Origin of the sequence: Sphingomonas sp. Root710 (assembly GCF_001429065.1) — a bacterium.
Classification (GTDB): Bacteria; Pseudomonadota; Alphaproteobacteria; order Sphingomonadales; family Sphingomonadaceae; genus Rhizorhabdus.
Genome location: NZ_LMIB01000001.1, coordinates 1,376,823 through 1,403,546 on the forward strand (window position 1 = coordinate 1,376,823; position 26,724 = coordinate 1,403,546).

27 protein-coding genes and 1 tRNA gene are annotated in these 26,724 nt (G+C 64.1%); 11 read left to right on the top strand and 17 right to left on the bottom strand.

All coding sequences use genetic code 11. From position 1 onward, the window contains the following. Both ASE00_RS06500 and ASE00_RS06505 read right to left on the bottom strand, forming a co-directional pair. Entirely contained in the window at positions 1–714 is a 714-nt protein-coding gene (locus ASE00_RS06500) for a hypothetical protein (protein ID WP_162256416.1), read from the bottom strand. Continuing rightward, positions 711–1,301, bottom strand: coding sequence for a hypothetical protein (locus tag ASE00_RS06505; protein WP_056378322.1), 591 nt, complete (start codon positions 1,299–1,301; stop codon positions 711–713). The genes ASE00_RS06500 and ASE00_RS06505 overlap by 4 nt, the downstream gene beginning before the upstream one ends. Positions 1,302–1,669: 368 nt before the next feature. Between ASE00_RS06505 and ASE00_RS06510 the strand changes: the two genes are divergently transcribed. Together ASE00_RS06510 and ASE00_RS06515 are read left to right on the top strand one after the other, a co-directional pair. Next, entirely contained in the window at positions 1,670–2,182 is a 513-nt protein-coding gene (locus ASE00_RS06510) for an extensin family protein (protein WP_235538554.1), read from the top strand. A 55-nt stretch (positions 2,183–2,237) separates the two neighbouring features. Further along, entirely contained in the window at positions 2,238–3,137 is a 900-nt protein-coding gene (locus ASE00_RS06515; RefSeq protein WP_056379392.1) for an LOG family protein, read from the top strand. Between the two features lie 9 nt (positions 3,138–3,146). Here the strand turns inward: ASE00_RS06515 and ASE00_RS06520 are convergent, their stop codons facing one another. From ASE00_RS06520 to ASE00_RS06535, 4 genes are all read right to left on the bottom strand, one after another. Then, the gene (locus ASE00_RS06520) at positions 3,147–3,725 is read right to left on the bottom strand and encodes an alpha-ketoglutarate-dependent dioxygenase AlkB (RefSeq protein ID WP_056378327.1); all 579 of its coding nucleotides are present in this window, start codon (positions 3,723–3,725) and stop codon (positions 3,147–3,149) included. Position 3,726: 1 nt separating this feature from the next. After that, the gene (locus tag ASE00_RS06525) at positions 3,727–4,353 is read right to left on the bottom strand and encodes a YbhB/YbcL family Raf kinase inhibitor-like protein (protein ID WP_056378328.1); all 627 of its coding nucleotides are present in this window, start codon (positions 4,351–4,353) and stop codon (positions 3,727–3,729) included. Positions 4,354–4,429: 76 nt separating this feature from the next. Then, complete coding sequence (locus ASE00_RS06530) at positions 4,430–5,236, bottom strand: SirB1 family protein (protein WP_056378330.1); 807 nt, start codon at positions 5,234–5,236, stop codon at positions 4,430–4,432. Between the two features lie 75 nt (positions 5,237–5,311). Further along, the gene (locus ASE00_RS06535) at positions 5,312–5,854 is read right to left on the bottom strand and encodes an Lrp/AsnC family transcriptional regulator (RefSeq protein ID WP_082594488.1); all 543 of its coding nucleotides are present in this window, start codon (positions 5,852–5,854) and stop codon (positions 5,312–5,314) included. 64 nt (positions 5,855–5,918) lie between these two features. Here ASE00_RS06535 and ASE00_RS06540 point away from each other — a divergent pair, with 64 nt between their 5' ends. Then, positions 5,919–8,258 (top strand): transketolase, encoded by a 2,340-nt coding sequence (locus ASE00_RS06540; protein ID WP_056378332.1) that lies wholly within the window; start codon positions 5,919–5,921, stop codon positions 8,256–8,258. 176 nt (positions 8,259–8,434) lie between these two features. Here ASE00_RS06540 and ASE00_RS06545 read toward each other — a convergent pair whose 3' ends face one another. Beyond that, positions 8,435–8,638: a hypothetical protein gene (locus ASE00_RS06545; RefSeq protein ID WP_056378334.1), complete on the bottom strand. Its 204-nt coding sequence runs from the start codon at positions 8,636–8,638 to the stop codon at positions 8,435–8,437. Between the two features lie 83 nt (positions 8,639–8,721). Here ASE00_RS06545 and ASE00_RS06550 point away from each other — a divergent pair, with 83 nt between their 5' ends. Continuing rightward, a complete protein-coding gene (locus ASE00_RS06550; RefSeq protein WP_235538555.1) occupies positions 8,722–9,318 on the top strand; it encodes a ferritin-like domain-containing protein in 597 nt (198 codons plus the stop codon). A gap of 62 nt (positions 9,319–9,380) precedes the next feature. Here ASE00_RS06550 and ASE00_RS06555 read toward each other — a convergent pair whose 3' ends face one another. Both ASE00_RS06555 and ASE00_RS06560 read right to left on the bottom strand, forming a co-directional pair. Further along, entirely contained in the window at positions 9,381–10,169 is a 789-nt protein-coding gene (locus tag ASE00_RS06555; protein WP_056378338.1) for an SDR family oxidoreductase, read from the bottom strand. A gap of 66 nt (positions 10,170–10,235) precedes the next feature. Then, positions 10,236–10,310, bottom strand: a tRNA-Gln gene (locus tag ASE00_RS06560). 87 nt (positions 10,311–10,397) lie between these two features. On the opposite strand from ASE00_RS06560, the gene ASE00_RS06565 reads away from it, so the two are divergent. Genes ASE00_RS06565 through ASE00_RS06575 form a run of 3 tightly spaced genes read left to right on the top strand, consistent with a single transcriptional unit; the run spans position 10,398 to position 12,660 of the window. Continuing rightward, a complete protein-coding gene (locus ASE00_RS06565; protein WP_056378341.1) occupies positions 10,398–11,393 on the top strand; it encodes a GDP-mannose 4,6-dehydratase in 996 nt (331 codons plus the stop codon). A 4-nt stretch (positions 11,394–11,397) separates the two neighbouring features. After that, a complete protein-coding gene (locus tag ASE00_RS06570) occupies positions 11,398–11,754 on the top strand; it encodes a hypothetical protein (RefSeq protein WP_056379395.1) in 357 nt (118 codons plus the stop codon). Between the two features lie 24 nt (positions 11,755–11,778). After that, on the top strand, positions 11,779–12,660 hold the full coding sequence (locus ASE00_RS06575; protein WP_056378343.1) for a dienelactone hydrolase family protein: 882 nt from the start codon (positions 11,779–11,781) through the stop codon (positions 12,658–12,660). 97 nt (positions 12,661–12,757) lie between these two features. Here the strand turns inward: ASE00_RS06575 and ASE00_RS06580 are convergent, their stop codons facing one another. Continuing rightward, positions 12,758–13,780, bottom strand: coding sequence for an NADP-dependent oxidoreductase (locus ASE00_RS06580; RefSeq protein WP_056378344.1), 1,023 nt, complete (start codon positions 13,778–13,780; stop codon positions 12,758–12,760). A gap of 17 nt (positions 13,781–13,797) precedes the next feature. Further along, a complete protein-coding gene (locus tag ASE00_RS06585) occupies positions 13,798–14,523 on the bottom strand; it encodes an SDR family NAD(P)-dependent oxidoreductase (protein WP_056378346.1) in 726 nt (241 codons plus the stop codon). Positions 14,524–14,619: 96 nt separating this feature from the next. On the opposite strand from ASE00_RS06585, the gene ASE00_RS06590 reads away from it, so the two are divergent. Then, on the top strand, positions 14,620–14,991 hold the full coding sequence (locus ASE00_RS06590; protein WP_056378349.1) for a winged helix-turn-helix transcriptional regulator: 372 nt from the start codon (positions 14,620–14,622) through the stop codon (positions 14,989–14,991). Between the two features lie 145 nt (positions 14,992–15,136). On the opposite strand, the gene ASE00_RS06595 is transcribed toward ASE00_RS06590, so the two are convergent. Together ASE00_RS06595 and ASE00_RS06600 are read right to left on the bottom strand one after the other, a co-directional pair. Beyond that, positions 15,137–16,162 (bottom strand): alpha/beta hydrolase fold domain-containing protein, encoded by a 1,026-nt coding sequence (locus tag ASE00_RS06595; RefSeq protein WP_200957880.1) that lies wholly within the window; start codon positions 16,160–16,162, stop codon positions 15,137–15,139. A 70-nt stretch (positions 16,163–16,232) separates the two neighbouring features. Beyond that, entirely contained in the window at positions 16,233–18,464 is a 2,232-nt protein-coding gene (locus ASE00_RS06600; protein ID WP_056378353.1) for a TonB-dependent receptor, read from the bottom strand. Positions 18,465–18,694: 230 nt separating this feature from the next. Here ASE00_RS06600 and ASE00_RS06605 point away from each other — a divergent pair, with 230 nt between their 5' ends. Continuing rightward, a complete protein-coding gene (locus ASE00_RS06605; protein ID WP_162256417.1) occupies positions 18,695–19,954 on the top strand; it encodes a TetR/AcrR family transcriptional regulator in 1,260 nt (419 codons plus the stop codon). Between the two features lie 18 nt (positions 19,955–19,972). Here ASE00_RS06605 and ASE00_RS06610 read toward each other — a convergent pair whose 3' ends face one another. Beyond that, on the bottom strand, positions 19,973–21,673 hold the full coding sequence (locus tag ASE00_RS06610) for a class I adenylate-forming enzyme family protein (protein WP_056378357.1): 1,701 nt from the start codon (positions 21,671–21,673) through the stop codon (positions 19,973–19,975). A gap of 211 nt (positions 21,674–21,884) precedes the next feature. Here ASE00_RS06610 and ASE00_RS06615 point away from each other — a divergent pair, with 211 nt between their 5' ends. Beyond that, positions 21,885–22,694: an enoyl-CoA hydratase gene (locus ASE00_RS06615; protein ID WP_056378358.1), complete on the top strand. Its 810-nt coding sequence runs from the start codon at positions 21,885–21,887 to the stop codon at positions 22,692–22,694. 9 nt (positions 22,695–22,703) lie between these two features. Here the strand turns inward: ASE00_RS06615 and ASE00_RS06620 are convergent, their stop codons facing one another. Both ASE00_RS06620 and ASE00_RS06625 read right to left on the bottom strand, forming a co-directional pair. Then, on the bottom strand, positions 22,704–23,726 hold the full coding sequence (locus ASE00_RS06620) for a phosphotransferase family protein (protein ID WP_056378360.1): 1,023 nt from the start codon (positions 23,724–23,726) through the stop codon (positions 22,704–22,706). A gap of 78 nt (positions 23,727–23,804) precedes the next feature. Then, complete coding sequence (locus tag ASE00_RS06625) at positions 23,805–24,776, bottom strand: NAD(P)H-dependent flavin oxidoreductase (RefSeq protein ID WP_056379397.1); 972 nt, start codon at positions 24,774–24,776, stop codon at positions 23,805–23,807. Positions 24,777–24,970: 194 nt separating this feature from the next. On the opposite strand from ASE00_RS06625, the gene ASE00_RS06630 reads away from it, so the two are divergent. Then, a complete protein-coding gene (locus ASE00_RS06630) occupies positions 24,971–25,933 on the top strand; it encodes a hypothetical protein (RefSeq protein ID WP_056379399.1) in 963 nt (320 codons plus the stop codon). Here ASE00_RS06630 and ASE00_RS06635 read toward each other — a convergent pair. Beyond that, positions 25,930–26,706 carry an SDR family oxidoreductase gene (locus ASE00_RS06635; protein WP_056378362.1) on the bottom strand — a complete coding sequence of 259 codons (777 nt, stop codon included), beginning with the start codon at positions 26,704–26,706 and terminating at the stop codon, positions 25,930–25,932. The two genes, ASE00_RS06630 and ASE00_RS06635, sit on opposite strands and share 4 nt — an antisense overlap. Positions 26,707–26,724: the final 18 nt, after the last annotated feature.

Sequence of the window (26,724 nt, forward strand, 5' to 3'; positions counted from 1 at the left end):
TCAGCCGCCCCGGCGGCAGGTCTTAACGAGACGGGCGACGTCGGCGCCGATCGGCACGACCGTCTTGCGTGTCTCATACAGCCGGACCTCCATTGCCTCGGCCCCGCTCAGTGCGCTGAAAAACGGATGTGCGGCAGGCAATGTGGTGGTGATCGTGCCGCCGCCATCCGGCGAGTAGCTGGCGTCCATCATCAGCCTGACCTTGCCGACACTGATCGACTGCTTGTCGAAGCTGCCCGGCGCGCCGGTGCCGACGGCGATGAACTCGATCGTCCTGGTGCGTAGCGTGCAGGCGAAGGCGAAATTCCATCGCCCGCCGGTGCGGCTATAGATGACGCCCGGGCCATCCCCTAACGCCGCCACATAATACCAGTGATTTGCCTCGCGCGCATCCGGGGAGGGCTGTGCGGGAGCCGCGCCGTCCCCCGGAGTCTCCACAGTCATCGGCGGCTCGGCGGCGCTATCGGGCATCGTGGCCGGGTTTGCGTCGGCATCCCGGGGGCCGGCGCCCTCGACCGCCACAGGCGGAACAGGCCGGCCAGAATTGTTCTGCGCAGAATCACCCGCCAGTAACTGGCTGACAGCATAGATGACCAGCAGGGTTCCGACCGTGAACAGCAGGATGATGGCGCGCTTCCGCCGCGACCCGGAGCGCTTGCGGATCAGCGTGGGCGGAGGGTAGCCCGCCGGGCCGATGGGCGCATCCATGTTCATTCGGCGTTGAACGTCGCTGCGTCGATCGAGATCGGCTTCACATTCGCGGTTTCGGTCACCGACAGTTCATAGGAAACGCTGCTTCGCTTGACCTCGGTCTGATCGTCGGTCTCAATCGTCTGGGTCCTCATGTCGTCGACATCGGGCAATTCCCGGGCGCGCATGATTCGGGTGAACGACTTGCAATCGGGCGCCAGCGCTGGACCAAAGGCATATTGAATACGGTAGGCGCCGTCGGGCACCCCTTCGATCGTCACAGATTCCATCGCGCGCAGATAGAAGCTGGCGGCGAGCCTGCTGGTGTCAGCGTGGCGCATTTTCACTAGCGCATCGCCGCCGCCCGCGTTGGAAAACTCGACGCTATGCCCTTCGGTCTGCAGCTTCATGTCGCCTGCCAGCTTCTCGCCCGATGGTGGCGGCGCGGCGCAGACCGGCCCTGCCTCCGGCGCGGCGGGAAGGCCCGCGGCGGCATCGGCCGCCGCGATCGCCGCCGCGCGCGACGGCGGATCGGCGGCATGCGCAGCAGCCGTCCATATGATGCAGACCACGCCGAGCGCCTGGCCAGACCTGCCGAAAAACCCAGTCATCTTCCCGCCCCGATCGGACACCCGAGGGTGTCGTCCCACATTCTGCGCGATAAACGCCAAGGTTGAAAGTGCCGAAAGGTAAAATCTGCCCCGATGCCGAACCGTTTAGACTTGACTAAACTCACCGTCCGGCGAGCATCGGAGCATGAAACGATATCCCCGCGCCGACGACCATATCGCCAAGGCCATCCTGGGGAAGGCAAGCGCTTCAATTGGATATATGCGCGACGTTGAGACCTGATCTCCGCCTCCTCGCCGCCTGCCTCCTATTGCTTGCGCTGGCGGGCTGCATTCCTTCCGGCCGAGGGCCCGGCGGCGGCTGGCGGCCGCCTGCAGAAAGCCCTGAGCGCTTTCGCCAGTGCGTCGCCATGCTGCGCGCGGAGGGATCGCAGGTCGAGGCCCTGCCCGACCGCCGGTTCGACAATGGCTGCTCGGCGACCTCGGCAGTCAAGCTCGTCGCCATTGGCATCCCGGTAACCAATCTCGGCGCGGTCAAATGCACGCTTGCCGCCCCCTTCTCCCGTTGGGTCAGAGAAGATGTGACGGCGCAGGCAAGGCGCTGGTTCGGCACGGCCTATGTCGACCGCATCGAAAGCTTCGGATCCTTCGCCTGCCGCCCGGTCAACAATCAGGCGGGGAACCGCCTGTCCGAACATGGCCATGCCAATGCCATCGACATCGCCGCCTTCCGGCTAAAGGGCGGGCGGCGCATCACCGTCAAGGACGGCTGGAACAGCGACGATCCGCAAGTCCGCGGCTTTCTCCGGGCGCTGCACCGGGCGGCATGCGCCCGCTTTTCAGTCGTGCTGGGGCCGGACGCGAACGCGCTGCACAACGATCATTTCCACTTCGACATGGGCAGAGGCCCTTATTGCCGATAAAAGCGGGCATCACCGCTGTAATGGAGCCGAAAGCTCCTATGTGTATTGAGATATGATGGCACATAGAAAAGTACCGAAGCGCGTGTTCGCCCGCGCCAAAGAGGATGCGGCGGTCGCCAAGACCGCGACAGAGACGCCGCAGACAACCGACAGCAGCTACAAGCTCGCTTTCCAGGACACCGAATTCCTGCTGCGCGACGATCTACGGCCGGTCCGTTTCCAGCTCGAGCTGCTCAAGCCCGAGCTTCTGCTCGAGGAGGCGAATATCGGCTCCACTTTCGTCATGTACGGGTCCGCGCGCATCCCCGCTCCCGACGGCGCGGACGCCCTGGTCGAAGCCGCGACGACCGATAAGCAGCGGCGCATCGCCGAACGGCTGCGCGCCAAGAGCAAATATTATGACGAGGCGCGCAAGCTCGCCCGGATCGCCAGCGAATGCCCGCCGGACGCCGAGGGCATGCGCCAGTTCGTGGTCTGCTCGGGCGGCGGCCCGTCGATCATGGAGGCGGCCAACCGTGGTGCCGACGATGTCGGCAAGGAGTCGATCGGCCTCAACATCGTGCTGCCCTTCGAGCAGACGCCAAACGCCTATGTCACGCCGCATCTGAGCTTCCAGTTCCATTATTTCGCGCTTCGCAAGATGCACTTCCTGCTACGCGCCCGCGCGGTCGCCGCCTTTCCCGGCGGCTTCGGTACCTTCGACGAGCTGTTCGAACTGCTGACCTTGGTCCAGACCGGCAAGATGGCGCAGCTGCCCATATTCCTGTTTGGCGAGGAATTCTGGCGCGATATCGTCAATTTCGACGGGCTGGTGGAGGAAGGGGTGATCGGCGAAGCCGACCTGAACCTTTTCCGCTTCGTAGAGACCGCTGAAGAAGCGTGGGAAAAGCTCACGACCTATTATGCTACGCGTGACCGGGTGCACCTTCATCGCGATCCGCCCAGGGCCGCCTAAGGCGCATCGTCAGCGGACGGCGGCTGATCGCCCCTTGTCCGACAGGCTGCGAAACGTGATCGACCAGCGGGTCTCCGCCATCTCGGCAATACCATGTTCCCACCCGTGCCGCGCGTCGCCGCTCAAGTGATAGATCGAGCGCGGCGCGAGATCGATCGACGTCCGGTCGAACCCGCCCGCGCGCCGCCGCCTGAATCGCAGCACTGCAGGCGCGCCGAGCGAAATGCCGACCACATGTTCGAAGACGGGGCGATCGCGGTGCCACCCGATGCCCGCCCCCTGATCGTAGCGGATAAGCAGTGCCTGAACGAGATCCTCGGCTGTGAGACCGGCAAAGGACGCCGCACGGGTGCGGACCGTCAGCAGCCATTCGGGGATCGGCATTGCAGGCGCGAAACGCCCGTTGTCGAAATCATAGCTCCATCCGAAGGACGCCGTCCGCCGCTTGCCGGTCCAGCCCTGGAAGCGGAAAGGCGCGAGCCCGGCCGCGTCAATTTGCGCGATAAGCTCGGCCTCCTCATTTCGCGTCACGACGTCGCCGGCCTGGGCCAGACCGGGCAGGACCGGCGCACCGAACAGATCGGCCATGTCAGGCGGGCGCGACGCCCACGATCCGCTGGCCGCCGAGGGTAGCCTCTTCGCCCCGGGAATAGGTTCCGACCAGCATCCCCGCGCCCAGCACCCGGCCGGTCAGCGCCTTGACGAGGCCCGAACGGCCGGGATTGGGGCCGATATCGAGCGCTTCGCTGAGCGCGAAAAGCTGGAAGACATAATCATGCGCGCCATGCCCGGTCGGCGGATCGGGCGGCAGCCAGCCTTCGGCGAAGAAGCTGTTCCGTCCGACGTCGCGGCCGTCATCGCCGCCGGGCCCATCCCGGACGATCGCGCCTTCGGCAAGGCTCCGCTCGTCAGGCGGCAGGTTCCAGATCAGCGCATGGACCAGCGGTTGCAGCGCAGGCGCATCGGGATCCTCGACGATCAGCGCCAGGCTCGCGGTGCCGGCGGGCGCTTCACCCCACAGGAGCGGTGGCGAAACGCCTTCTCCATCGGCGGTGAAGCGCGTCGGCAGGCGCGCGCCATAGGCGAAGGCGGGGCTCGACATCTCGATGACGGCGTCTCCGATATCGAGTTCGGGCTGCACGATCACCAGTTTCGAATGGCCTGCCCGGACATTGCGCAGCATGCCGCCCAGCCAGCCGGGAAGATGTTCGAGCATCAGCCTGATCTCCTTTGTGACGACAATGATTTACCAGCGAAAAACATCCCGACCAAGCAGGCTTTGCTGTCCCAGGTCACCGCCCCGCCAGCGCCTCCAGCGCCGCCGAGATATGCGCACGGCTGTCGCCGTCGCGGGTGACCTCCAGCATCGCGCTGAGACTGACGCGAGCCTCCTCCACCCGGCCAGCGGCCAGCTGAAGCCGGGCCAGATCCCACCAGCCTTGCCCGCTCGAGGGCGCGACTGCGACCATTCGCTCATAGACCGTCAGTGCCCGCGCCGAATCGCCGTCTTGCTCGGCACGGCTCGCCTGATTGAGCAGCAAGCGCACCAGCACTTGCCGGTTGCTCATCGGCTCGACGCGCACCGGCCCGCTCCCGGCCTCCACGCCAAGCGTGCGGCGGAGCAGGTTCGCCAGCGCGTCCGCGCCGACGATCATTCCATCATGAAAAGGATCGATCACCACCGATGCTTCGGCGGGCCCGACGCGGACTAGAACATGCCCCGGTATGTTGAGCGCATCCGCCGACCAGCCGATCCGCCGGGCCATAGCGACGTAGAGGATCGACAGGCTGACGGGCAGCCCTTGCCGCCGGTCGAGCACCCGGATCATGTCGGCATTGAGCGGTGCGTCATAGGTCGCCTTGTCGCCGGTGAAGCCATGTCGCGCGAAAAGCAGGTCTGCCAGGACCGCCGCCTGCTCCTCGCCCGACACGGCGCCTTCGGCGGCGTCGCCGAGGTCTGCCGCCATCCGGTCGAGCAGCGCCACATAGGGATCGAGAGCGACGGCCTCATGGTCGAGGCCGCTCAGCTCGAGCGCGGCCAGATCGAGCTCAATCTCCTCGTCGTCGAGCAGGCCGAGATGGGCGATCAAGTCTGTCATGGCAGGTGGATTGGCCTTTGCGACGAGAGGATGGATCGGAACGACACCGCATATGGGAAGCCGCCGCCTCCCCCGCTACCCCCGTGGACCGACAGGGATGGCGGTGCGGTAGACGATCGGCCTCAGCGCGAAGCTCGACGTGACCTGCGACACGCCCGAGATTCGGGTCAGCTTCTGACGGAGGAATTCCTCGAACTCGGCGAGCGAGGCGACCAGGACGCGCAACTGATAGTCGCACTCTCCCGTCATCAGATAGCACTCCATCACTTCGGGGAAGCCGGCGATCATCTGTTCGAAGGCGGCGAGATGGCGGTCGTCCTGCCCGTCGAGGCGCACCCGGATGAACGCCGAAACCTGCAGGCCCACCGCCGCCGGATCGACCAGCCCGACATAGTTGCGGATGATCCCCGCTTCCTCCAGCTGACGCACGCGCCGCAGGCATGGGCTGGGCGAGAGGCCCACGCGGCCCGCAAGATCGTGGTTGGTGATCCGGCCGTCCTGCTGCAATTCCGACAGTATCCGCTGATCTATCGCATCAATTGTAAGATTTGGAATAATTCGCTCCTCTGTGTCGATATGAAGATATTTTATGCCAATCTGACCGGATAAGTCGATCATATTCGCAAGGAAAGGAAGCACATGATCCTCTATCAGGGGGCGATAACGCCTTAAAGGACCCCGCATGCTGCACGACATCAAGCCTCAGGACCCGTCAACGGTGGCGGCGCTCGACGCGCTTGAAGCGCGGCTGCGCTGGCTCTCCGCCTGGACGATCCATAACGCCAATCATCTGCGCGACAGCCGCGATGGCCTGAAAGTAGGTGGCCATCAAGCCAGCTGCGCTTCGATGACCGCGATCATGTCGGCGCTCTATTTCCATGCGCTGCGCCCGAATGACCGGGTGGCGGTGAAACCGCATGCCGGCCCGGTACTGCACGCGATCCATTATCTGCTGGGCAATCAGAGCCTTGATCAGCTCCAGCGTTTCCGGGGCCTGGGCGGCGCGCAAAGCTATCCCAGTCGCACCAAAGACAAGATCCCCGTCGATTTCTCGACCGGCTCGGTGGGGCTCGGCGTCGCGATCACCGCCTTCGCCAGCCTGGTCCAGGACTATCTGATCGCGCATGGTGAACTGGCCGAGGCCGATGCGGGCCGGATGATCGCGCTGATGGGCGACGCCGAACTCGACGAGGGCAATATCTACGAGGCGCTGATCGAGGGCTATAAGCACGACATCCGCAACTGCTGGTGGATCGTCGATTATAATCGCCAGTCGCTCGACGCGACGACGGCCGACCGGATGTTCAACCGGTTCGACGACATCTTCCGCACCTGCGGCTGGCGCGTGCTGACACTCAAGCATGGCAAGAAGCAGCGCGAGACCTTCCGTAAGCCCGGCGGCAAGGCGATCGCCGACTGGATCGACAATTGCCCTAACGCGGAATTCGCCGCGCTCACCTATCAGGGCGGCGCTGCGTGGCGTGCGCGCCTGACCGCCGATCTGGCGGGCGACGCCAAGGCGCTCAAGCTGATCGCGAGTTTCGGTGACGAGGGCCTGGCCGCGCTGATGACCAATCTTGGCGGCCACTGCATCGAGACGCTGCTCGACGCCTTCGCTCAGGCCGATGACGACAAGCCGACGATGTTCATCGCCTATACGGTGAAAGGCTACGGCCTGCCCTTCGCCGGGCATAAGGACAATCATTCCGGACTGATGAACCCCAGCCAGATCGACGGGCTGCGCCAGAGCCTCAACATCCCGCAAGGCGACGAATGGGAGCCCTATGGCGGCCTTGGCGACAACCTCGCGGCGACGTTGAAGAATTTCGTGGCACGCTCGCCCCTTGCCGCCAGGCGGAGCGAGCCGACCGCCGCACCGGTTCCCGTGCCGGTGCTGGCCGTTCCGGAAGGTACCGAGCAGGCGACCCAGCCAGCGTTCGGCCGCATCCTGTTCGATCTTGCCAAGTCGGGCCATCCTCTCGCCGACCGGGTCGTCACCACATCGCCCGACGTGACGGTGTCGACCGGCCTGGGCGCGTTCGTGAACCATCGCGGCCTGTTCCGCCGGCAGGAATTGAAGGACGTTTTCCACGCCGCGCGGATTCCGTCGGCGCAAAAATGGTCAGGCCATGGCGCGGGCCAGCATATCGAGCTGGGCATAGCCGAACACAACCTGTTCCTGATGCTGGCGGCGCTGGGCTTGGCCGCTCCAGTCTTCGGCACGCGCCTGATACCGATTGGAACGGTCTATGACCCGTTCATCGCGCGCGGCCTTGATGCACTCAACTATGGCTGCTACCAGAATTCCCGTTTCCTGCTAGTAGCGACCCCATCGGGAGTCACGCTCGGGCCGGAGGGCGGCGCACATCAGTCGATCAACTCGCCGCTGATCGGCATGGGCCAGCCCGGCCTCACCTATTTCGAGCCCGCCTTCGTCGACGAACTGGCGCTGATGATGGGCTGGGCGTTCGAGCATATGCAGGCCGAGGATGGCGGCTCGGTCTATCTCCGGCTCACCACCCGCGCGATCGAACAGATCGAACGCAGCGACGACGGGTGGCAGGAAGACGCGCTGAAGGGTGGATATTGGTTGATGCGACCTGCCCCCGGCGCGGAGGCGGCGATCGTCTTCACCGGCGCGATCGCGCCCGAAGCGATCGCCGCCTATCATCAGTTGGCGGAGGACATTCCGGGCCTTGGCCTGCTCAACGTCACTTCGCCCGATCTGCTGCACCGCGGGTGGTCCGCGCGGCAGGCAGGGCGCTGGCAGGGCGGTTCCAGCGAGCGCGCCCATGTCGAAACCCTGCTGCGCGAATTGTCACCCGATGCCGGGCTGGTAACAATCATCGACGGCAGCCCGTCGGCGCTGTCGTGGCTCGGCGGCGTGCGCGGACAGAAGGTAAGCCCGCTTGGTCTCGACCGCTTCGGCCAGACCGGCGATCTGCCCGATCTCTATCGCACCTATCGCCTCGACAGCGACGCGATCACCGATGCGGTTGCGGAGCTGTTCCTGGAAGACTGACCCCGGCCTGCTGCAGCGTGGCCTTTCAGGGGTAATCCGGAGCGATTATTGACCGCTGCTGACGGTGCACTGGCGACGACGTTCGGCTGATCGTCATTCAACGGCCAGTCGCCTTCCATCTCTACGCGACCGGAGAATGCGATAGCAAAATATTGTTTTGTCTGCATTACATTTGATTATGCGTTCTCCGTCGAAGTCGGCAGATCGTCGATCCTGATCAGCCGCGCGCTCGGTTTACGGACTCCCAGAGCATAAGCCCGATCGAGATAGTGACCGGCCAGATGGTAGTGCGCGCGTACGGCGGCGGGATGCGGCGCCGCCTGTGCCAAAGAGAGCTCGGCCTCGGCCCTGTGCAGGTAATATTCGCTGTCCCTATCCATTGTCCCGAATGATCCCTTGAACGCGGTGACGTTAAACTGGGGTGTCGACCATCGGTTCCAAAGCTCGGCCACCGTCTTAGGGCATGAAGAAGTCCCGGAGCGCACCGAAACAAGGGTTGGTCGGCACCGGCTGGATCGCTCAGACTAACCCAAGTCAAGTCGGGACGCGGAACGATGGCATCCAAAGGCGGCGGGCTTCGTTTCCCGGCTCCCAAGTACAGGAGTTGGACATGGACGACTGCGCCGAAACAGCCATTCTCAACAATCTGATCAAGACCACGCTGGACAGCGTGAAGGGCTTCGAAGACGCCGCCGAGCATAGCGATAGCCAGCGCTTCGGTTCCTTCTTCGCCGAAATGGCGCAGCAGCGCCGCCAGGTCGTGAAACGACTGCAGGAGGAAGTCCGTCGTCTAGGCGGGAATCCCGAAGACGACAGCAGCCTCCTTGCGGCCGCCCATCGAACCTTCCTGGACATGAAGAGCGCCATCACCGGCCGGGATGACAAGGCGGTCATCGAGGAGGTCGAACGCGGCGAGGACTATCTCAAGGAAAAATACGACGCCGCCCTTGAGGAGGCCAGCCTGTCACCCGACGTGAAGGCGGTGATCCTGGAGGCCTATGGCTCGGTCCGCGAGGGCCACGACAAGGCCAGCCAATGGAAGCACAGCTTCGCTGACTGATTCCCAAGCCCTGCTCGCCGCGCTACGGCGGCAGGGCTCCCCGGGCCGGGAAAGCGTTGGGCTTAACCGTCTATACTTGCGCCCAGCTCGGCGTGAACCAGGCCACCATCCACGGCCAGGGTGTCGCCGACCACATAGTCGCCCGACCGCGCGGCGAGGTAGATGGCCGCGGCACCGATATCTTCCGGCGAACCCAGCCGCTTCGACGGGATGGCCTTGCTGACGGTGTCGGCATGATCGCGGGCCGCGCGATTCATGTTCGACGGAAACGCCCCCGGCGCAATCGCGGTGACATGAATGCCGTCACCGACCAGCCGCGCGGCAAGTCTCCGGGTCAAATGGATGATCGCCGCCTTGGACGCCTGATAGCTGTAGGTTTCCCAGCTGTTGAGCCGCAGGCCGTCGATCGAGGCGATGTTGATGACCTTGGCCGGACCACGCCGGGACGCCGCCGTCTTGAGCAGCCCGTGCAGCTTCTGGGTCAGGAAGAAGGGCGACTTGACGTTGAGGTCCATCACCCGGTCCCAGCCCTTTTCGGAGAAGTCCTCGAACGCCTCTCCCCAGGCGATGCCGGCATTGTTGACGAGAATGTCCAGCGCCGCTTCGCGTGCCGCCAGGCTTTCGGCGAGTTGGCTGCAGCCCTCGATCGTCGAGACATCGGCCGGCAGGGCGATGCACATATTGCCGAGTTCGCGCGCGGTCTGCTCGCAGACGTCCGCCTTGCGCGAGCTGATGTACACCTTGGCACCCGCCGCGATATAGGCGGCCGCGATTGACCTCCCGATGCCGGCGGAACCGCCCGTGACCAGCGCCACACGCCCCTTCAGGCTGAAAAGATCTTGGACGTCCATCTGTCGCCTCTCCGTTTTTTGAGCAGGCCGCCTGCGGGAATGGTCCATGTTCGGCGTTAGGAGAATTGGCTGGGGCGCCAGGATTCGAACCTGGGAATGGCGGCACCAAAAGCCGCTGCCTTACCACTTGGCGACGCCCCAGCATCGCGCGGTGAAGCGGGCATTAAAGCCATCGCTGCGCAATGGGAAGCCTTGAAGATAGGTTTTTCAAGCGCCTAATATGGCGGCATGACGATCCTGATCACTGGCGCCGCCGGCTTCATCGGTATGCACTGCTCGCTGCGCCTCCTCGCCCGCGGCGAGAGGGTGATCGGCATCGATAATCTCAACGATTATTATTCCGTCAGCCTGAAGCGGGACCGGATCGCGCATATCGAGAAGGCGGCCGGCGGTTACCGCTTCCTCCTGTGTGACTTCGCCGACGACGCCGCGCTCGATGCCGCGCTCGCCGGGCTGGAGTTCGATCGGATCATCCATCTCGGCGCGCAGGCCGGGGTGCGCTATTCGATCGAAAATCCCCGCGCCTATGCGCGCAGCAACCTCCTCGGCCACCTCAATCTGCTCGAACTCGCCCGGCACCGCGGCATCGAACATCTCGTCTATGCCTCCTCCTCCTCGGTCTATGGCAGCAACGACAGCCTGCCTTTCCGGGTCGAGGACAGGGTCGATCATCCTGTTTCGCTCTACGCAGCGACCAAGAAGGCCGACGAGCTGATGAGCGAGACCTATGCCCATCTCTATCGCCTGCCGCAGACCGGCCTGCGTTTCTTCACCGTCTACGGCCCCTGGGGCAGGCCGGACATGGCGCTGTGGCTGTTCACCGACGCGATCCTGAAGGGCCGGCCGATCCAGGTCTTCAACGGCGGCGAGATGCGGCGCGACTTCACCTATATCGACGACATCGTCAGCGGCGTGATCGCGGCGCTCGACCATGCCCCCGCCGATGATGGCGCGGAGAAGGCCGGGGGCAGCCGAAGCCCCCATGCGCTCTACAATATCGGCAATCACCGTTCGGAGGAACTGACCGCACTGATCGCCACGATCGAAGCCGCCTGCGGCCGGGAGGCGATCCGGGAAATGAAGCCGATGCAACCCGGCGACGTCCGCGAGACTTTCGCCGATATCAGCGCCATCCAGCGCGATCTCGGCTATCATCCGACGACCAGCATCGCCGAGGGCGTCCCGCGCTTCGTCGACTGGTTCCGCGCCTATCATGGGATATAAGCTGATGTTGCGCCCGCTCCTAATCGTCACCGCGCTGCTCGCGCTTTCCGCCTGCGGCAAGGAGGAAGCTCCGGCCGATACCGACCCGACCGGCGAGCCGCAGATCGCGACCAGCCTCGACGATTACGCCCTGCCGGTCGACCGGTCGGGCCAGGTGACCGCGATAGACGCGACGACCGGCGATGCGAGCGGGATGCCCAAGGACGGCGGCGCGGTCGTCGCCGCACCAAAACCGGAACCGAGACCGGAGGTTGCGGCACCGGCGGACAATGCGGCGGCCGCAGCGCCATCGCCATTGGTCGCCATGCCGCCGCCTGCCGCTGCCCCTGCCCCCGCCGCCCCAGTCACAGCCGGGGACTGACCTCTGGCCGAAAGGACCAAGACAATGGACGAGGATGAACTCAAGGCCCGCGCGATTGCGCTCTATGATCGCTTCACCCATGGCACGCAGGATCGCCGCGCCTTCATGGCGGATATGACCCGGCTGGCCGGCAGCGCCGCCGCCGCGCAGCTTCTCGTCGCCTCGATCGCCGCCAGCCCCGCCGCCGCGACCGTTATCGCCGAGGACGACAAGCGGCTGAATGCGAAGATGGTCCACTGGAAGGGCGCCAATGGCCATCAGCTGTTCGGCTATATGGCGATCCCGAAAAAGCACGCGAAGAAGCCGGCCGCTGTCCTGGTAGTCCATGAGAATCGCGGACTTCAGCCTTATACCAGGGATGTCGCCCGCAGGCTGGCCGTCGGCGGTTTTGTCGGCGTCGCGATCGACTTCCTCGCGACGCAGGGCGGCACCCCGCCCGATGAGGACAAGGCGCGTCAGATGATCGGCGCGCTCGACCTCTCCGCCGCCACCGCCGATGGCGTCGCAACGATCGATTTCCTGGCGCGCGACAAGCTGCTCAACGGCAAGGTCGGCGTGGTCGGCTTCTGCTGGGGCGGCGCGATGGCCAACCGGCTCGCGGTCGCCGCCGGGCCTGCCCTCACTGCCGCCTGCGCCTATTATGGCCCGCCGCCGCCGTCCGCCGAAGCGGTGAAGGTGAAGAGCGCGATGCTCCTGCATTATGCGGGCAACGACGATCGGGTGAACGCCGGGGCGACGCCATGGATCGAAGCACTCAGGGCCGCACATGTCGATGTCCGGCGCTTCGACTATCCGGGCACGCAGCATGCCTTCCACAACGATAGCTCCGCGGCGCGCTACGATGCCCAGGCTGCGGCGCTGTCCTGGGGTAGGACGATCGCCTTCTTCCGCGAGAAGCTAAGCTGATCGAGGTGCGAGAGCGCCGAACACCCGTCGCAAGTCTCGGAGCTGAGCGCGGCCGCAGAGGACAAGATAACCGCGGATCGATCTGGCTGCGGCTGGCCTATTCCGGCAGTTTCACGACCAGCTTGCCGGTGTTGCGTCCTTCGAACAGACCGATGAAGGCGGCCGGCGCTTCTTCAAGCCCCTCGACGATCGTTTCCGGCGCGTGCAGCTCTCCGGCGTCGAGCCACCCGCGAACCTGTGCTTCGAAGGCGGGAAAGTCGTCGAGATGATCGGCGTTGATAAAGCCCTCCAGCCGGATTCGCTTTAAGATGAGGGACAGGAGCAGGTCGTGGACCTCGCCACTTCCGCCGGTCATACCATTATAACCCGATATCAGCCCACATACCGGCACACGCGCATCGTTGTTCAGGAGCGGCCAGAGCGCCTCGCGCACCGCACCGCCGACATTCTCGAAATAAATGTCGATGCCCTCGGGGGCCGCTCGTTCGAGCTGCCCTTTCAGGTCCGGCGCGCGGTAATCCACACATGCGTCGAAGCGGAGATGATCAACGACGTATCTGCATTTGTCGGTGCCGCCCGCGATGCCGATCACCCGGCAACCCAGCAGCCGGCCGGCCTGACCGACGACCGACCCGACTGCTCCCGCTGCCGCGGACACCACGAGCGTTTCACCCGCGCGCGGCTTGCCGATCGCGGTCAGCCCCCACCAAGCGGTGAAGCCCGTCATACCAAGAACGCCCAGCGCCTGAGACGGCTGCGCCATGTCTGCCGGCAGACGGCGCAACCCCATACCATCCGAGACGACGTAGGTCTGCCAGCCACCATCGGGCACAACCACCAGATCGCCTTCGGCAAAGTCGTTGCGGTGCGAGGCCATGACCCGGGCGACCGTCCCGCCGCCGGGAGGCGCTCCAAGCGCGTAGGGCGGCGCGTAGGAATCGAGCCGGTCGTTCATCCGCCCACGCATATATGGGTCGACGGATAGATAGAGGTTGCGCAGCAACAGCTCGCCCTTGGACGGGATCGGCAGAGGGCTGTCGACAACGCGAAAGTCCTCATGGCGCGGCGCGCCTTGAGGACGTCTCACGAGCAGCACCTGTCGGTTGAGATCTTCGATCATGTGCTTTCTTCGAAGGGTCAAACCTGCGCCATGCCGCCATCTACCGGAAGCTCGGCCCCGGTGATGTAGCTCGCCTCATCGCTGGCGAGGAACAACGCGGCTGCGGCCACTTCGTCGGCTCGACCCATGCGGCCGAGCGGGATCAACTGTGTTAGCGTCTCCCGCACCTCGTCAGACGCCGCCGCGAACATGGCGGTGTCGGTGGGCCCGGGCGCGACGACGTTGACGCGGATGCTGCGGGGGGCAAGCTCGTTCGCCCAGGTGCGTGCGAACGAGCGCACAGCCGCCTTGGTAGCCCCGTAGACGCCATAGCCTTTGGTTCCGATCTCATCGGCGATCGAGCCGACCAGCACCACTGAGCCGCCGTCGGGCATGATCGCGGTCGCGGCCTTGGTGGCGAACAGGAGCGCGCGCACGTTCAGCCCGAAGTGCCGGTCGAAATGATCCTCGCTGACCCCATCCAGCGTCGAGAACTCCGAGATACCGGCGCTGACGGCGAGCACGTCCACCCTCCCCGCCTCGCGCTGTACCGCCGCGAAGAAGGCGGCGAGGGCCTCCGCATCGGATGCATCGACGCGGCGGGCGCGCACACTACCCGCACCGTAAGCGATGTCACTTCCATCGGCCCGCCGGCTGGTCGCGTAAACCGTAGCACCTTCAACTGCGAAGCGCTGCGCGATCGCGCCGCCAATGCCGTCGTGACCACCTACGACGACCGCGATCTTTCCTGAAAGTCTGCTCATATGTCCTCACATCTTTGCTGATGACTCATAGATATCATTTGTATATTTAGGATCAATAACGCACCCGAGAGTGCCTAGATATCGGGGTCTATACCCATGCCTACAGATGACCTTGAACTACCGCTCGACGTTGCCGCGACGCGGCCGATACTCGAACAGATCGCCAACAAATGGACGGTGCTGATCCTCAGCGTCCTGTGCACGCAGCCGGCACGCTTCAACGACCTCAAGCGACGGCTCGACGGCATCACCCACAAGGCTCTGTCGGACGCACTAAAGCGTCTGGAGCGCAACGGCCTTATCAACCGCAGGGTGCTCCCGACTCAACCGATTGGCGTCGAGTACACGATCACGGCGCTTGGAGCCTCGCTGCGCGACCCCTTCGCGGCGCTCTACAGCTGGTCACGCGCAAACGGGATGAAGCTGACGGAAGCGCAACATGCCTATGATAAGTCGAGAACGCCTTAGGCGGTCGAGAGGGGTACCGCGAAGAGCATCCCGCTTGTTAAGAACCGTCCGACATCGCAATCCTCTGCTCGAACACTTCATTCGTGTGCCAACTTCGCCTTGAAAATAGGACTTAGGTCATTGCACGCAGCGCTTCCCAGGGCCGTTAGCGGCTAGTTCGGGCAAGGTAAGCGATGTCATTTGCCGTCGTAGCGCTGATATCCGGCGCACAGGCGGGGAAAATCTCCGTGGCATGGATCGTCCCCATCACCTGTCGGCAACGCGCGGGCACCCCCGCCGCCAATAATTTGCGATAGAAGCTCACGCCCTCGTCGAGCAGTGGATCGCATTCGTTCACGCTGATCACGGTCAATGGCAGCCCCTGCAGATCCTCGGCCTTGGCAAAGGACGGCCAGGCGAGCGGATCTTCGTTGTGGAACGCTTCGATCCCGTAGGCATGCGCAATACGGTTGTTCTGGATGCTGATGAAGATGCCCTCATTGGCCACCGAAGAGGGATGGTCCGGATGAGGCCAGCGTCCCGCGATATAGGGACATAGTGCGTACACGCCACGGATCAGGTGGACATCGCCATCCCGTTTCAGCTTCATCGCCGTGGCGAGCGCCAGATTGCCGCCACCGCTGTCGCCAGCGATGATGATTCGGCCCGCATCGATCCGCAGTTTTTCGGCATTCGCGGCAACCCACCTGACACCCGAAACGCAATCGTTCAGGCCCGCTGGAAAAGGTGCCACTTCGGATGCGGAGGACGGCAACATGCAGTTGCGAAAGTCGACCATGGCGACCGCGACGCCGTGTGCCGCCATGATCCTGCCCCAGGCGCGATAATTCTCGTCGAACGCCGAAAGATAGGCCATTCCGCCGCCGTGCGTATAGTAGACGCATGGCAGTATTTGGTCGCCTTCCGGCCGCACCAGCTGAATCTTGACCCGGTTCCCATCCGGCTCGGACGTAAACTCCAAGGTCTCGTAAACGATGCCGTGGGAGGGTGCCGCGTCCTCCGTAGCGGTCGAGCGAAACAACTCGGCTTCGATGTCCAGAGCCGCCCGCGCATCGGCGGAGGACATCACCTCCAGCACCTCCGCCCTGCTTGACAGGTCGGTGGCGGCCGGCTGCGAGAAGCGTCCAAACACCTTCTTAATGCGCGGATCGATCCGCGGATCTTCGAGCAACTTGGTCATGATATCCTCTACCCCGTCCGGTGGACCCGCCATGTCGGCGGGCCACCGAACAGCCTTTTGTTTAACGGAACCGGTATCCGAACGATATGCCGACCTGTCGTCCTGGCCGGTAGTTCGCGTCCGCGAGCGAGCCCAGCACGCCGGAGACGATCAGCACGTTGTTCTTGATCTGCTCGTTGGTGACGTTGGTCGCGAAGATTGATCCGGTCCACCGGCCGTCCGCCGATTTGTAGAGCAGGTTCAGGTCGAGCCGCCCGACTGCCTTTTGCGAGGAAATATCGGTGTTGAACTCGCTGAAGAACATCCGCGATTTCCAGTCATAGCGGGCAGACGGCGTCAACGTGCCGTCAGACATCGGGATATCGTAGAAAATACCGGCGCTGCCGCTCCATTCGGGAGCCTGGGGCAGACGGTTGCCGGCCAGGTTCAGAACACCGAGATACGGCCGCGCTGAATCCTGTGTGATGAACTTGTCGAACTTCGCATCGGTATAGGCGCCCGACAGATCGATCCGCAGATGCTCCACCGGGCGCAGCGCGAATTCCGCCTCCAGGCCGGTGATGGTCGCCTTTGCCGCGTTAGACAGCGTCGATGCGGTGCCGATCACCTGACTGACCTGCAGATTGTCATATTTCATATGAAACGCAGCGAGGTTCGCCTGCAGCCGGCCATCGAAATAGGATCCTTTGAGACCGGCTTCCAAATTGGCGTTCGTTTCCGGATCGACAGCAGGTCCGCGCGATCCCACGCCATAGCCGCCGCTCTTGTAACCGGTCGCATATTTCACATAGCCGGTAATCCGGTTGCTGATGTCGTAGGATGCACCAACTTCATAGGTGAAGCGGCTCCATGCGGCCCGCTGCGTACCGTCGCCGAAGAAGTTGTTATACTCGATCGCGATCTTCCGGTCGTGCGAGTAGCGGCCGCCGGCGAAGACCTTTGCACCCGGCAGCACTTCATATTGGGCATGAGCGAAGGCGGCGTAGGATCGCGTCTTCACCGTTCCGCCCAGGTTCACCGTCACCGGGATCAGGTCTCCGGTCGGAAGCAGTGAGCCGTCGAAAAGCGTGTCTATGGTGCCGTCATTGTTGAGGTCCGCTCCCGTGGCCAGGCCGGCGATGGGCACGGACACGTTCTGCGTTTGTCTAGCATCGAAGAAATTGGCGCCCACAACATACGTAAAGGGCAGCTTCGCGTCCGAAGCGTACAACACTTCACCGAAATACTGCCGCTGGACGTCGCGATATCCGGTGTGCGTGAAGTCGAAGGAGGCGCCATCGCCATCCTGAATCGTCAGGTTGCTACTGTGCGCATAGGACAAGGTGGTCTTCAGACTGCCGCCGCCGATCGTCGTGTCGGTGATCAGGTTGACCATGGTCGAATCGAGGTCCTTACGGCCGACGTTCGCGTAGGCGATCCTGTGCTTGGGATCTCCCGTGGGCATGCCCTGGATGAAGATGGGAAGCTGCTGGTTGGGATCAGGCGTACCGAGAATGAAGGCGGCCGGCCCGTTGTCGTTCTCGCGATCATATTCGACCGACAGGCGAGCCTTGAAGCTATCGCTCGGCCGCCATTCGAGCTGGGCGCGAATGGCCGAGGTGTTGAGATCGTCCAGACGGCGGGGAATGTCGGCGCTCGCCCCACCCACGCCCTTCAACGCCGGGTTGGCATTGCGCGTATAGCCCTTGTTCCAGTCCTGCGAGACAGCCACCCGGCCCAGCAATTTGCCGCTGTCCGACAGCGGTCCGCTGACATAGGCCGAACTCCGGATCATTTCCGGATCGACGCCGAACGCCAGGTCTACGCCTGCATCGAACTGGGTGGTCGGTGTCCGCGGCACGAGGTTGACGGCGCCGCCGGTCGCGTTGCGGCCGAACAAGGTGCCCTGGGGCCCGCGCAACACTTCGACGCGGTCGACATCGAGGAAGGTGAGCACTGCCAGCCCGGCCTGCCCCAAATACACACCATCGACATGCACGGCGACGCCCGGATCGGCACCGGCGCCGACCTGCGAGTTGCCGATGCCGCGAATGGCGACATTGGCGTTCGTCGCGAAACTCGAGATCTGAATGTTGGGGCTGATCGACGAGACGTCGGTCAAATTGACGATCTGCTGTTCCTTCAGGCGATCTCCGCCATAAGCGGAAACGGCAGTCGGCACATCACGCAGCGACTCCGATCGCCGGGAGGCCGTGACGACGATATCCTCCAGACCTGATGGCTGCTCCTCTGCGACCGGGGCGGTTCCGCCCGCAGTCTGCGCCTGCACCCCGCCGGCAAGCAAGGTGGTCATAGAAACTCCGATCAGCCACAAAGACGTGCGCATCACATTCTCCCCATCTATGGTTATTTTGTCGCTTATAAGCACCCGACCACGTTGCGCGATGACGCCCGGCGGCAAAACAAAGGTCAACTTTCACATCAAACCATCTTCTGTCGAAAACCATCGGCATCGCACGTTACTATGCTTGACGCGATGGCCCGCATCGGCCCACAGACGTGGCTCTACCGCACATGATTCAGGTGACAACTGTGGGCCTGACCAGTCGACATCGTCGGGCCGAAGCTCGCGTCCCGCGACAGGGACGATCGGAGGACGCCATCGCGAAGATCGCGAAGGCCGTCATCTCGCTGCTCGCCAGCGAAGGTCAGGGCGCAATCACCCATCGGCGCGTGGCCGAAGTCGCCGGCGTGTCGGTCGCTGCCACGACCTATTATTATTCGAGCAAATTCGCGCTGATCGCAGACGCGCAGGCCCGCCTGCTCGACGCCTACGTCAATGCCTTCGTGCGCGCCAGGGAACGGCACCGTGCGGGCGAGCCCGTCGTGGCCAACTTGCCTGCGCTCGTCATCAAGCTGCTGAAGAACGCCGCAGGACGGCATGGATCGGAAACGCTGGCCTGGTCGGAGATCATGCTAGACTGCACGCGCGACGAGCGCGGGCATGCGCTGGCGAAAGAATGGTTCAGCCGGATGGAAAACATCTGGAGCGAACTCCTCACCGAGTTCGGTACGCCCGACGCCGCCGCGCTCGTCAATCCCGCAATCGATACCGTGGTCGGCCTATTGTTCATCACCCTGCCGCTCCAGCTCTCGGAGGAGCAGATCGCGCTCGTGCTGGAAGAGGGCCAGCCGCTGTCGTCGGTGTGCGGACACCTCCGGAACGACATCGAAGCGCGGCAAAGCGCAAACGTCGAACCCGGCAAATCGGGCGATGCGCGTGCGCGGATCGTGGACGCGGCGGTCAGGCTGCTGGAATCCGGCGATGCGCAGGCCGTAACCTATGGTGCCGTCGCACGGCGGGCCGGCCTTACCAACGCGGCCCCCGCCTATCACTTCGCGCGGATCGACGAACTTTCCGACCTGGCGCAAAGCGAACTCCTCCGCCGCATGAAGGAGCGCTATGAGGCGATGCTGATCGCCGCTGCCGGGGCCGATGTTCCGGCTGGCGACCTGCTCGCAACCATACATGTCCGCAGCGTCCTGGAGGACGGAACCGCTAATATGGCCGGGCATCAGGCGTGGCTGAGTGCGGTGCGTCGCTCAAGCTTGCGCGCCGCCGTGGCCGACATCGTCCTTGCGTTCGAGGCAGACTTTGCCGCGCTGCTCGGAACGCCCGATACCTCACGCGCCACGATCCTCATCATGGCGCAGTTCGTCGGCCGCGGGCTGCGCATCCAGGCTACCGGCAAGCCAACCGTCCACATGGCATGCGCGAGACAGGAATTCGAGCGGACTATCGGCGCGGCGCTACGGGGCCAGCACCCGATGCTGCCGGAATGATCTCGCGCCGACGCGCGGTCAGTCGGCTTCTTCCAGACGTAATGTCGTGCGTAGCTCGCGCCGCAGGATCTTGCCACTCGCGTTGCGGGGCAGCGGTTCGTCGAGCAACCAGATCCAGCGCGGCACCTTATAGGCGGCGAGATAACGCGCCGCGCTCTCGCGAAGCTCGGCGGCACTCGCCGGTTGATCGGGGCGCAACATCACCGCAGCCGCGACCTCCTCGCCCAGCCGCTCGTCCTCGACTCCGAAGACGCTGACCTCGACCACGGCGGGATGACGGAAAAATGCCGCCTCGACCTCAGCGCAGAACACGTTCTCGCCACCGCGCAGCACCATGTCCTTCTTCCGATCGACAACGTAGAGATAGCCATCCTCGTCCAGATAGCCGATGTCGCCGGTATGCAGCCATCCGTCGACGAAGGTCTCGGCAGTTGCCTCCGGGCGATTGAGATAGCCCTTGATGACGCTGGCGCCTTTGACGCACACCTCGCCCAGTTCACGGCCGGCGGCATCGGCATAGGTATCGATCAGCTTGATCTCGAAGCCGGGCAGAACCTTTCCGCAGCTGCGCGGGCGCTCGCTGAAAAATTCGCGTGAGATGATGGTGATCGAACCGTTAGCCTCGGTCATGCCGAAGCCCGTGCCCGCAAAGGCGGTGCCGGGAAACGCGTCCACCTTGTCGACCAGGTCAGGGGGAAAGGATGCGCCGCCGCCGCCCAGCATGAACAGGCTGCCCAGATCTCGCTCGGTCGCGGCTGCGGAGGTGATCAGCTCACGGACTATCAGCGGCACGCCTGTCATATGGCTGACGCGCTCCGCCTCGATCAGCCGCGCGGCCTCGGTTGCATCCCACTTGCGCATCAGAACGACCTTGCCACCGGCCATGGTCGCGGGCTGCGCCAGGGTATTGTTCGCAGTGGCATGGAACAGGGGTGTCGTGACCAGCGCAACCGGGATGACCGGCGGCTGTACGGAGCGCCCTGCCCCAAATGCGATCTCAGCTGCGCGGTTCTGCACCTCGCCCGAAAAATTCTGATTCATCAGCCCGGAGACGCAGCTCAAATGGGTGAGCTGCGCCCCCTTCGGAAAGCCGGTCGTGCCGGAGGTGTAGAAGATGCACACATCGTCTTCCGGGTGGAGCCGGGGACGTGGCAGTTCGCCCTGCTCGGCAATGACCTCGTCCCAGGCAAGCGCACCCGACGGAGGCTCGGCCCGAACCGCGACGACCTGAAGCGAGGAGTCGAGCCCGGCACATTCGGCGAGCCGTTGCAGCCTTTCCGCATCGCAGAAGATCACCTTCGGCGCCGCGTCGTTCAGGACATAGGCCATTTCGTCGGCCACCCACCAGGCGTTCATGCCGACGACCACCGCGCCCATCACGGTGCAGGCCCACTGAATCAGCATCCATTCCGGATAGTTGCGCATCGCGATCGCTACGCGATCCCCTTTGCCCACACCCTGCCGGGCCAGCCACGCGCCGACAGCGCGCACCCGGTCATGCGCTTCCGCATAGGTCAGCCGCTCGTCTTCGAACACGAGATAGTCGCGGTCGCCGAGATCGGCCGTGTCATTCCATATCTGTGCAAGATTTTCCGGCGCACGGACATAGCCGATGACGGATCGGCCATAGGCCTCCATTCGCCGGGTCTCGTATTTCGCGCCGGGGGCGGTAAGTTCGCGCCACGCGCTGAGTAGACTGCGTTGGAGTAGCTCGCTCATTCCGGCTCCATAAATGCGGCCGCAGGCACGGCCCCTCCCTGCTTTCCACCTCCACATGCCGTTCAGCAATGACGGAGTACGACACTCCGCAGGTAACCGGACAAATCAGCGATGATGCGGATTGTTACTCGCGCTTTGGCCGATCTGGTCATCGCAGCATGACCGGGCGCCGCTCTACACCTTATGATGGTAACCATTAGGGGTAAGAGCCTTGACTGCGATCGATACAGGTACGGATGATCTTCTGGCGCGCCGCGAGGGACGCGTTCTCGTTCTGACGATGAACCGTCCGGCAGCGCGCAACGCCCTGTCCATTCCCATGCTCGACGCTCTGGAAGACCAGCTTGCACGCGCCGAGGTGGATCGCGACGTGGGCTGCATCGTCCTGACCGGAGCCGAAGGCGCTTTCTGCGCTGGCGGCGACGTGAAGGCGATGACGGTGGCGGGCGAGGATCAGACCAGTCCATCCTGGGTGCCGCGCCAGCGTCACTATCAGCGTGCCACCTCGGGCAAATTGTTCGAAATGCCGAAACCCACGATCGCCGCGATCAACGGCCCCGCCGCCGGCGCCGGCTTTTCGCTGGCCATGGCGTGCGATCTGCGCACAATGGCTAGCACGACCTTCCTGACGACGGCCTTCGCCAAGGTCGGCCTGCCGGGGGATTTCGGCGGCGCCTACTTCGCGTCGCAACTGCTCGGCAGCGCCAAGGCCCGCGAGCTTTTCTACCTGTCCGATCGCGTCACTGCGGAGGAAGCGCTGCGCATCGGAATGGCGAATTGGCTGCATGAGCCCGATCAGCTGATGGATGCCACTCTGGAAGTGGCGACGCGCCTTGCTTCGGGGCCGGCGATTGCGCTGGGCTTCATGAAGGAAAATCTGAACCGCGCGCTGACGTCGCCTGCCGGGGAATGCCTCGACATCGAAGCTGCTCTGCACATTTCCTGCACGACCACGAGCGACCACCGCGAGGCGGCCGCCGCGTTCGTGGAGAAGCGCCCCGCCGTTTTCGGGGGGCGCTGATCTCCGGGGTCAGCAGGCGCCCGCCCGGCGCGCCTGCACCCACGCCTCTTCGGCGAGGGGCTTCAGCCGGGCCACCGCATCCTCGGCGTTGGCGCTCGACGCATTGCCGTCCAGCATGCGGCGCTTCACGCCCTGCATGATGCCGACGAGACGGAACATGTTGAAGGCGAAGTACCAGTGGAGATTGGGAATCTCGGCCCGACGCGTCTTTTCGCAATACATGGCCGTGATTTCCTCGAGCGAAGGAATACCGGACGTCGTGAAGTCCGCATCGCCGATCCACGAATGCCCGTCCGACGACATCGTCCAGGCCATCGCAAAATAGGAGAGATCGGCAAGCGGATCGCCGATCGTGGAAAGCTCCCAGTCGATCACGGCAAGAACCGACGTCGACTTGCGTGCCAGCAGCATGTTGTCGATCCTGAAATCGCCATGGACGATGCTGGTCCGCCCCTGCTCGGGCAGAGTCCGGGGGAGCCACTCGATCAGCTTCTCGACCGACTCGATCGTTTCTGTCTGGGCTGCACGATACTGCTTGGTCCAGCGATCGACCTGCCGGCCGAAATAGTTTCCGGCCCGGCCGAAATCGCCAAGCCCCACGGCTTCAGGTTCGATCGAATGCAGTGTCGCCAGCGTCGTTATCGCAGCCTCGTAGATCGCCCGTCGCTCCGTCGGGGTCTGCTCGGGCAACATGCCGTCCCAGTAGGTGCGCCCCTCGATCGCTTCCATGAGGTAGAATTCGGCACCGATCACCGCCTCGTCGCGACAGAGGGCGACAGGTTTGGGCACCGGAAATCCCACCGGATGCAGTGCCGCGATCAACCGGTGCTCCCGATGCACCGCGTGGGCCGAGGGGAGCAGGTCGCCGAAAGGCTTGCGGCGCAGCACGAGATCGCCAGCGGTGGTACTGACCCGATATGTCGGGTTGGATTGTCCGCCAGGGAACTTCGTCACACCCGTCATCGTGCCATGGTCGGATAGATTAGCCTGGAACCAATCGCCCAGCTTCTGTTCTGAAAAGTCTGATGTCATTGTCACTTCCAGGGATATTTAAGAAGAACGGGAAGGCGCTTCGCGACGGTAACTTACCGGCCCGACGCGCCAAGGAGATTAGAGCAGAGCCGACAACCGCCTGCGCACGATCGCGTCGGCTTCGGTCATGATCCGGTCGATCAGCGCGCCTACCGAAGGTACGTCATGGATCAGGCCCGCCACCATGCCGCAGCTCCATGCGCCTGCCTCGACCTCACCGTCGATCATCACGCGGGGATAGATGCCGACCACGTCATCCGCGATGTCCGCGAAAGTGATCGTGTCGCCGAGCTCACGCTCACGCTCCAGCACGCGTTCCACCCCGGCGTTACGCAGGACCCGCTCGGTGTTGCGGAGTGTCCGCATGATCAGACTGGTGTCGCGCTCGCCCGCGCGGACGATGGCTTGCTTGACGTTGTCGTGAACGGGGGCTTCCTGCGTCGCCACGAAGCGGGTCCCCATGTTGATCCCGTCGGCTCCCAGCGCCAGCGCCGCCACCAGCGACCGGCCATCCGCCATGCCGCCCGAGGCAACGAACGGTATCGTGAGCTGGTCGGCTGCCCGCGGCAGCAGGATCAGCCCGGGGACGTCGTCCTCGCCCGGGTGCCCGCCACATTCGAAGCCGTCGACGCTAACCGCATCGCAACCGATCGCTTCTGCTTTCAGCGCGTGGCGGACCGCCGTACACTTGTGAATGATCTTGATCCCCGCCTCCTTGAGGACAGGCAGATATTCGACCGGGTTATTGCCCGCCGTCTCGACGATCCGGACGCCACCGTCGATGATCTCGCGGATATAACCCGGATAATCCGGCGGATTGACGGATGGCAGGAAGGTAAGGTTCACGCCGAACGGCTTGGTCGTCATCCCCCGGCACCGCGCGATCTCCTTGGCGAGATCGGCCGGCGTGCGCTGCGTCAGCGCGGTAAGAATGCCGAGCCCGCCCGCCTCCGACACGGCCGAGGCCAGTTCGGCCCGGCCGACATAATGCATCCCGCCCTGGATGATCGGATGTTCGATACCGAACAGCTCGGTGATGCGCGTTCGCACGTCTTGCTCCTGATTGTGCGGCAAAGCCTTACTGACGAGGCAGGATCAGGACGATGACGATATCGTGCAATGGTGCGGTAACGTTCACGATCAGAAGGCGCCACGAATTGTGACCATCGGGTTGCGCTCCCCAGTCCTTCCACCGGGTCGGCCCGATCGCCAATGACGGTATGAAACAATCGACGGGGATCGGCATGACCGACAACAGGACAGTGGCCTTCGGCGGCATGATTGAAGAGCAGGAGGGCTTATTGCGCGGGCCGTTGCGGCGCCCGCTTCAGATGCTGGCCGTCCAGCAATATGAAGGGCACTCCTCGATCCACGACGATGAGACTGCCCGCAAGCTCGGCTTCGCAGGCGGCACGATCGAAGGGCCGACCCACTTCAGCCAATTCGCTCCCCTCGGCTATGCGGTCTGGGGCGAGCGCTGGCTGACGTCCGGCTGCATCTCGGCCCACTATCGCGCGCCCGTGTTCGAGGGCGAGGAGGTCCGGGCCTTTCTCCGCCGGCCGACCGATCCGGCCAAGGCGGCAGAAATCTGGATGGAGCGTGCTGACGGCACCGAGATTTTGCGCGGCACGGCGGCGGCCGGCGCTTCCCAGCCGCAATCCGCGCTGGAGGAGCGATTGGCGTCTCTGCAGCCGCTCGCGCAGCCGGTGATCCTGGCGGACGTGAAGGTCGGCACGCGGACGGAGCGGAGGCCGGCGCGCATGGACCCGGATCAGATCATGGGCGCGATGTACCCCTTCTCCCTCACCCAGAAGCTGCAGCGTATCACCGAGCCCTCCAGCTGGTATTCCAGTGCAGACACCCCATGGGGCCGGCCGATCGTCCCGCTCGAGATGATCAGCGTGCTCATGCAATATGGAATAGACGAGGTCGATCTGGGCGCGCGCGGGCCGGCGGTCGGCCTCTTCGCGGATCAGGAGATCCGGCTGATCGATGGCCCCGTTTTCGTGAGCGAGCCTTACGAAATCGCGCGCGAGGTCTTGTTCCTGAGCGGCAGCCGGCGGACGGAGAGCATGTGGGTGCGCTCGACCCTCTTTGCGAGCGGCACCGACCGTGTCGTCGCTGCCATGCTGCTCAACATGGCAACGCTGAAAGACTCGTATGAGCGTTACGCTACCGATCATGCCGCATTGTACGGTGCCGCCTAATCGGCGGCACCCGAATAGGCGGCGCTGACGATACCCCCATCGACCGGCAGCGTCGACCCGACGACATAATCGCCGGCCCGCGACGCCAGATAAATGGCGGCGGCCGCGATATCCTCGGCATTCCCGACCCGCCCGGCCGGGATCGCCTTGGAGACGGCCTCCGCGTCCTCACGCGCGGCGCGGTTCATCTCACTCGGGAAAGCGCCCGGTGCCAATGCCGTGACGACGATGCCGTCGGCGATCAGTTCCGCCGCGAGCCGCCTGGTGAGATGGATCAAGGCCGCCTTCGACGCCTGATAACTGTACACCCCCCACGGATTTGGGCGCAGTCCATCGACGGATGCGACATTGATGACCTTCGCAGGCTGGCGGGCCGCCTTCAGCATCGGCAGCAAGGCCTGGACAAGAAAGAAGGGTGTCTTGACGTTGAGGGACATGACCTTGTCCCACCCGCTCTCGGGGAAATCCGCCAAAGGTGCGTTCCAGGCGGCGCCGGCATTGTTGACCAGGATATCCAGCCGCTGTTCGCGCTCGCCGAGCGCGCGGGCGAGCGCCTGCACGCCCGCGACCGTCGAAACGTCACCGGGCAATGCGTGGCAAGTAGGCCCAAGCGCTCCAGCAGTCGCCTCGCATGCATCGGCCTTGCGGCTGGTGACGTAGACGGTGGCACCGGCGGCCACAAAGCCCTCCGCGATCATCTGCCCTATTCCGCGCGACCCGCCGGTAACGAGCGCCACACGCCCGTCGAGGCGAAAGAGTGAAGAGACGTCCATGAAGATTGATCCTTTGGT

Bases quoted from the DNA above. Each gene is read 5' to 3' on its own strand.
- ASE00_RS06610 (WP_056378357.1), bottom strand. From the start codon at position 21,673: ATGAGCGAGCTACTCCAACGCAGTCTACTCAGCGCGTGGCGCGAACTT.
- ASE00_RS06545 (WP_056378334.1), bottom strand. From the start codon at position 8,638: ATGGATAGGGACAGCGAATATTACCTGCACAGGGCCGAGGCCGAGCTC.
- ASE00_RS06590 (WP_056378349.1), top strand. From the start codon at position 14,620: ATGCCTACAGATGACCTTGAACTACCGCTCGACGTTGCCGCGACGCGG.
- ASE00_RS06630 (WP_056379399.1), top strand. From the start codon at position 24,971: ATGACCGACAACAGGACAGTGGCCTTCGGCGGCATGATTGAAGAGCAG.
- ASE00_RS06550 (WP_235538555.1), top strand. From the start codon at position 8,722: ATGAAGAAGTCCCGGAGCGCACCGAAACAAGGGTTGGTCGGCACCGGC.
- ASE00_RS06500 (WP_162256416.1), bottom strand. From the start codon at position 714: ATGAACATGGATGCGCCCATCGGCCCGGCGGGCTACCCTCCGCCCACG.
- ASE00_RS06565 (WP_056378341.1), top strand. From the start codon at position 10,398: ATGACGATCCTGATCACTGGCGCCGCCGGCTTCATCGGTATGCACTGC.
- ASE00_RS06575 (WP_056378343.1), top strand. From the start codon at position 11,779: ATGGACGAGGATGAACTCAAGGCCCGCGCGATTGCGCTCTATGATCGC.
- ASE00_RS06535 (WP_082594488.1), bottom strand. From the start codon at position 5,854: ATGATCGACTTATCCGGTCAGATTGGCATAAAATATCTTCATATCGAC.
- ASE00_RS06520 (WP_056378327.1), bottom strand. From the start codon at position 3,725: ATGGCCGATCTGTTCGGTGCGCCGGTCCTGCCCGGTCTGGCCCAGGCC.
- ASE00_RS06525 (WP_056378328.1), bottom strand. From the start codon at position 4,353: ATGCTCGAACATCTTCCCGGCTGGCTGGGCGGCATGCTGCGCAATGTC.
- ASE00_RS06515 (WP_056379392.1), top strand. From the start codon at position 2,238: ATGGCACATAGAAAAGTACCGAAGCGCGTGTTCGCCCGCGCCAAAGAG.
- ASE00_RS06620 (WP_056378360.1), bottom strand. From the start codon at position 23,726: ATGACATCAGACTTTTCAGAACAGAAGCTGGGCGATTGGTTCCAGGCT.
- ASE00_RS06635 (WP_056378362.1), bottom strand. From the start codon at position 26,706: ATGGACGTCTCTTCACTCTTTCGCCTCGACGGGCGTGTGGCGCTCGTT.
- ASE00_RS06585 (WP_056378346.1), bottom strand. From the start codon at position 14,523: ATGAGCAGACTTTCAGGAAAGATCGCGGTCGTCGTAGGTGGTCACGAC.
- ASE00_RS06555 (WP_056378338.1), bottom strand. From the start codon at position 10,169: ATGGACGTCCAAGATCTTTTCAGCCTGAAGGGGCGTGTGGCGCTGGTC.
- ASE00_RS06530 (WP_056378330.1), bottom strand. From the start codon at position 5,236: ATGACAGACTTGATCGCCCATCTCGGCCTGCTCGACGACGAGGAGATT.
- ASE00_RS06505 (WP_056378322.1), bottom strand. From the start codon at position 1,301: ATGACTGGGTTTTTCGGCAGGTCTGGCCAGGCGCTCGGCGTGGTCTGC.
- ASE00_RS06580 (WP_056378344.1), bottom strand. From the start codon at position 13,780: ATGATCGAAGATCTCAACCGACAGGTGCTGCTCGTGAGACGTCCTCAA.
- ASE00_RS06570 (WP_056379395.1), top strand. From the start codon at position 11,398: ATGTTGCGCCCGCTCCTAATCGTCACCGCGCTGCTCGCGCTTTCCGCC.
- ASE00_RS06510 (WP_235538554.1), top strand. From the start codon at position 1,670: ATGCTGCGCGCGGAGGGATCGCAGGTCGAGGCCCTGCCCGACCGCCGG.
- ASE00_RS06600 (WP_056378353.1), bottom strand. From the start codon at position 18,464: ATGACCACCTTGCTTGCCGGCGGGGTGCAGGCGCAGACTGCGGGCGGA.
- ASE00_RS06540 (WP_056378332.1), top strand. From the start codon at position 5,919: ATGCTGCACGACATCAAGCCTCAGGACCCGTCAACGGTGGCGGCGCTC.